Annotated in this window: 6 protein-coding genes; 4 read left to right on the forward strand and 2 right to left on the reverse strand. The window is 39.1% G+C overall.

What is annotated here, in order from left to right:
• Positions 1-99 precede the first annotated feature (99 nt).
• Positions 100-825, forward strand: coding sequence for a membrane protein (locus GQR46_RS15700; RefSeq protein ID WP_024591693.1), 726 nt, complete (start codon positions 100-102; stop codon positions 823-825).
• A gap of 75 nt (positions 826-900) precedes the next feature.
• On the opposite strand, the gene GQR46_RS15705 is transcribed toward GQR46_RS15700, so the two are convergent.
• On the reverse strand, positions 901-1,221 hold the full coding sequence (locus tag GQR46_RS15705; RefSeq protein WP_007584937.1) for a chaperone modulator CbpM: 321 nt from the start codon (positions 1,219-1,221) through the stop codon (positions 901-903).
• Entirely contained in the window at positions 1,221-2,189 is a 969-nt protein-coding gene (locus GQR46_RS15710; protein ID WP_007584935.1) for a DnaJ C-terminal domain-containing protein, read from the reverse strand. Before GQR46_RS15710 ends, GQR46_RS15705 begins: the two co-directional genes overlap by 1 nt.
• A 231-nt stretch (positions 2,190-2,420) precedes the next feature.
• On the opposite strand from GQR46_RS15710, the gene GQR46_RS15715 reads away from it, so the two are divergent.
• The 3 genes from GQR46_RS15715 (at position 2,421) to GQR46_RS15725 (ending at position 5,149) form a co-directional block, all read left to right on the forward strand.
• The gene (locus tag GQR46_RS15715; protein ID WP_029751433.1) at positions 2,421-3,074 is read left to right on the forward strand and encodes an endonuclease; all 654 of its coding nucleotides are present in this window, start codon (positions 2,421-2,423) and stop codon (positions 3,072-3,074) included.
• A gap of 99 nt (positions 3,075-3,173) precedes the next feature.
• Positions 3,174-4,778, forward strand: a complete 1,605-nt coding sequence (locus GQR46_RS15720) for a S41 family peptidase (protein ID WP_165741424.1) — start codon at positions 3,174-3,176, stop codon at positions 4,776-4,778.
• The gene (locus tag GQR46_RS15725; protein WP_002959634.1) at positions 4,778-5,149 is read left to right on the forward strand and encodes a hypothetical protein; all 372 of its coding nucleotides are present in this window, start codon (positions 4,778-4,780) and stop codon (positions 5,147-5,149) included. Before GQR46_RS15720 ends, GQR46_RS15725 begins: the two co-directional genes overlap by 1 nt.
• The last annotated feature ends 31 nt before the right edge of the window (positions 5,150-5,180 follow it).

Below are 5,180 nucleotides of genomic sequence, written 5' to 3' on the forward strand. Positions count from 1 at the left end.
ATGATTACAGTAAGCTATAGTTTAAACTGCGACAAAATGTCGCAGTAACTAATCCCATTAATGTAATAAACTAGCCTCTAAAAATAATAAGACTAAAACATGAATAAAAAAATATTTAAGTATGCTCGCAAGTTACATAAATGGCTCGGTTATTTGCTCACATTACAAATTTTAGCTTGGCTATTAGGCGGTTTAGTCATGAGCGCTATTCCTCTTGATAAAGTTCATGGGGAGCATCTTGCAACACGTACTCTTAATAACCCATTTACGCAGGCTGATTATGTTGCCTCCCTTAACGATATTGCATCTCAGGTGGTTAATCCAACACAAATAATTTTTGAGAACTTTTTAACCACACCTATAATTACAGTAATAAATAAAGATGAACAGCAAAGCTTTAACGGTATAACAGGCCGGCCTTTTGAGCCGCCAACTAAAATACAAATTACCGCAAATGCTAAAGCACACCTACTTATTGATGCTCAAGTGACAAGCGCTGTACTGCTAAAGCAAGGTATGCGAGAAGTTGGATATAAAACCAATGTTTGGCAGGTACAATTTGACGACACATTTAACACAACACTGTACTTGTCAGAAAATAACGGCAGAGTTGTCACCGTTCGCAGCACACTATGGCGAATTTTCGACTTTTTTTGGATGTTACATATTATGGATTACGATGAGCGAGAGGATTTTAATAATCCGCTGCTTATTAGTTTTGCAGCAACCAGCGTACTTTTTTGCCTAAGTGGAATATTACTACTTATGCAAAACATACGACTAAAACGATTTATCCGAATTAAAAGTAAGAATAAATCAAAGTAGTCATATTGATTTTTAAGAACTAGCGCACTCTCACCAAAGAGTAAATAAGCCCTAGGAAGTACCCAAGGGCAGATTTTATTCCAAGTGTTTAAATCGACTCAAATGTCGCTTTAACATTTCGTTTTCGAAAATCAACTCATCACGCTCATCCAGCAATTGTAAAACTAAAGCTATTGCCGACCAATCTAACGAAAAGTCATGTTGAATACGGGCCGCTTTTTTAACTAAGGTCACTGCAGATACCGTAAATTGCCACTGCGTAACATGCTTCCCCTCAATTGGAACCGCAATATTGTGCTCAACTAGCTCATATAAAATTGCTTCGCTAATATCACTACTCAAACATAGCTCTTTGCTAGTAAGTAAATCATCTTTTTGTGTCACGATAATTTGCATTATGGCTTGCTCCAGTTATTACGGGGATCAAAGTGAGCTTTTTCGGCTAATTCTTCCCACAGTTTTTTACTGGTATCATCAACAGATGTTGGATTAACAATTTTAAGCACAGCAAATAAATCACCTTTGGCTTTTTTACTCATTAATCCCTTGCCTTTAATACGCAAGCGTTGGCCAGACTGACTATTAGATGGAATAGTTAATTGGATTTTGCCTGCCAACGTAGGTAAATTTATTTTTGTACCAAGAGCCGCTTCCCATGGTGCAAGAGGGACGACTATATTTAGGTTATGACCTTCAACATCAAATAATGGGTGGGGCACTAAACTAATTTGTAAGTACAAGTCGCCATTTTGCCCGTTCGCTGACCCTAATCCGCCTTGCCCTTTTAGTCGAATTCGTTCGCCATTTACTGAGCCTGCGGGAATTTTCACTTTAAGTGATTTTTTAATTTCAGAGACACGACCACTACTATCTCGCTGCGGTAACATAAACTCAACAGGCTTAACGGTATCAACTAAAGTCTCTTCAAGAAAAATCGGGAACTCTATTTCCACATCTTGTCCTTTTTGCGCGCGAGCGGCGTTACTTCTGCTCTGCCCGGAACGATTGAATCCACCGGCGCCGCCAAACATTGAATTAACAAAATCAGAAAACTCTTGATCGGTTTGAGGATCGCTTTGCTGATAATTACTTTGCGATGAGGCATTGTTACCACCATAATTACCTTGCTGTTGACGAGCACGATTTTGTTGATGACGACGTAACTCGTCGTATTTAGTGCGTTCTTCTTTGTTATGAATGACTTCGTAAGCTTCTGCTATTTCTTTAAACTTATCTTCTGCTTGAGGCTCTTTGCTTACATCTGGGTGATATTTTCTGGCTAATTTTTTATAAGCTACTTTAACCGCTTTATCGTCTGCATCAGGCGATATTCCGAGCACTGCATAATAATCAACAAATTTCATTTGCAATCCAAATCCCCATATTGAGTAAGCTTTAAGCATACTCCTTAACGTATAATCTTGTGTGGTTAAAATACGATAAATAGTAAGAAATAAATGAATAGTGAAAATAACTTTGAATAAAAAATTAATCGGACACTTTTTAGTAATATAAGTGCAGGCCTTAAGTTAACTTTATCTTTTATCTTCAAGGCTTTAAACTGCCTGTTCCTGTAGTTCACATTTGTGATGGATATGACTCGATTTATTCTGGCCTTACTGGCTTGTTGTGTGTGTTTTTCGGTATCTGCCGAACAATTTACCCGTTTTTCAACGGCTAAAAGACATTTAATTAAAACCCTCCCTGACAACGCCAAAAGTATTTACTGCGGTTGTGATATTAAAAAAGAAGGCAAAAAACTCATTCCTGATCCTTCTAACTGTGGTTACATTCCTCGAAATACACTTACCCGCTCAGGCAAAGTAAATGTACGAGCACTACGTATTGAATGGGAACATATTGTTCCGGCGTGGGAATTTGGTCATCAGCTACAATGTTGGCAAGATGGCGGACGTAAAAACTGCCGTAAAGTAAGTGCTAAATTTAGAAAAATGGAAGCTGATATAAATAACTTAGCGCCAGCTATTGGCGAAATTAATGCCGATCGCTCTAATTATCGTTTTGGCATGCTTAGCGAAAACGCCACACAGTATGGTCGCTGCGAAGTAAAAGTAAACTTTAAGCAACGTGTAGTTGAACCGCCTGTCTATGCACGTAAACGTATAGCCGACACTTACGCTTACATGCAGAAAACATACGGTTTAAAAATCTCTGATAAACAGCAAAAGTTATTTAATGCGTGGAAAAAGCAAGCATTTGCAGATACAAGTAGTGCGAGCAAGCTCTAAGCTTTAACACTCATTTACATAAATCAAAGTTATAAATGTTGAATAAACGAGCGAGTGTTGTAATATTTTAAACAACTTATTTACAGAAAGTCCTTAACTATGTTTAAAAATAATAAAACCTCGCTTGCCATTTTTGCAGCACTTTCGGGCTTTGCTTTAACGGGTTGTGGCGGCGGAGGCGGTATCGACTCTGCTCCTGTAGTTACAACACCTGTTAGTAGCAGCCCAACATGGACAGCGGCGGTATTTGAGCCCTCTAACGATTTAAAAAACTTTTGCGAAACCCCTCGTACGGATAACGATCCCTTTAATAACAACAACCCCTACCCAGATCAAGCGGGTTCTGCCCTTTATGAAAAGCTCTGGCTTCGCTCTTGGAGCGACGAAACCTACCTTTGGTATGATGAGATTGCCGATAACGACCCTGAAAGCTTTACAACAGTAGCCGATTACTTCGCTCAATTAAAAACAGAGCAGCTTACCGACTCAGGGGCAAAAAAAGATAACTTTCATTTTTCAGAACCTACTGAAGATTACTTTCAAGAAGCGCAATCGGGCGTTACTTCTGGTTACGGTATAAATTGGGCGTTTATTGGCGATACAGCCGACCGTATTTTACGCGTCGCTTATCTTGAAGATGATTCACCTGCAAGCCAAATAGGCTTTCAACGTGGTGATACTGTACTTTCAGTTGACGGTGTTAGCATTAATACCAATACAGAGTCGGGTGTAGATACGCTTAACGAAGGTTTATTTAGTCCTACTAACGGCGACTCACATACTATTGTTGTACGCAGTAACGATGGCGCCGAAAAAACATTTAATGTAACCGCTGGTAATATTGAACAAACACCTGTTCAAAATGTTAAAACGATTACAACCGCAAATGGTTCAAGCGTGGGTTACATGCAATTTAATAGCCATATAAGCATTGCCCAAGAAGGACTTATTGATGCGGTAAATAAGTTTAAAACCGATGGTATTGATGAGCTTGTAATCGACTTTAGATATAACGGTGGTGGTTTATTAGCACTGTCGGCACAATTAGCTTATATGGTTGCCGGTAATGCCAACGTTAACAACCGCTTTTATTATCAAACTCAACAAAACGATAAACAACCTGTTGATTCGCCTTTTCCATTTATTGATGAAGAAATAGATTACTCTACTTTTTTTAGCACAGGTGAAAACCTACCTGATTTAAACCTATCAAAGGTTTATGTATTAAGCACATCAGGCACCTGTTCGGCATCAGAAGCTTTTATTAATGGTTTAAAAGGTATAGACGCAGAAGTTATTTTAATTGGCGACACAACCTGCGGTAAGCCCTATGGCTTTACCCCAACTCATAACTGCGCAACAACCTATTACACTATTCAGTTTAGTGGCGTAAATAGCAAAGGATTTGGCGAATACGCTGCGGGTTTTACACCAACCCCTACTCCACAATTTGATGCTGATGTTCAAGGTTGTGAAATTGAGGACGACTTTGATCATCAGTTAGGCGACAGTGACGAGGCCGTTTTAGCCACCGCATTATTTCATGTTGAAAATGGCAGTTGTCCAGTTAGAACGGCTGCTGCAAAAGCAGAACCAGCTAATTTTTCAAGCTCTCGTGAATCTCTCATTCCTTTAAATATGCCGGTACAATTTACCCAGCGTAATATGGACTTAACTTGGCCAACGCTGGGTGAGGAAAGGTAATGGCTAAATTATTACTCCCATTAGCCACCTTGCTCGCTTTAGGCGGATGCCAAAGTGTAGATAGTGAGCCTGCTAAACCCGCTATATTAACGAGCGTTAATCCCAGCGTTATTACAACACTACAACAGGCAATTCAACAAGCTAAGGGAGGCACATTAGTAACACTTGCCGATTCGGTATTTACTAAACGTAGCGAACTGCTAATTGATCATGCAATGAGTAAAGGGTCTGATGGCAGAGTAATTATGGGCGCGCATAATATAAAATCTGAGAAGTTTATTTTGCAACTACGTAATAACCAATGCGAGCTTTACTATCCTAAAAAAGAGCTTACTACAGTACTTGAAGGTGTTACCTGTAAAGAGTTATAAGGCACTTTATTAATGTTTATAAATTAATAAA

Source organism: Pseudoalteromonas sp. Z1A6, assembly GCF_011378745.1.
Lineage (GTDB): Bacteria > Pseudomonadota > Gammaproteobacteria > Enterobacterales > Alteromonadaceae > Pseudoalteromonas > Pseudoalteromonas arctica.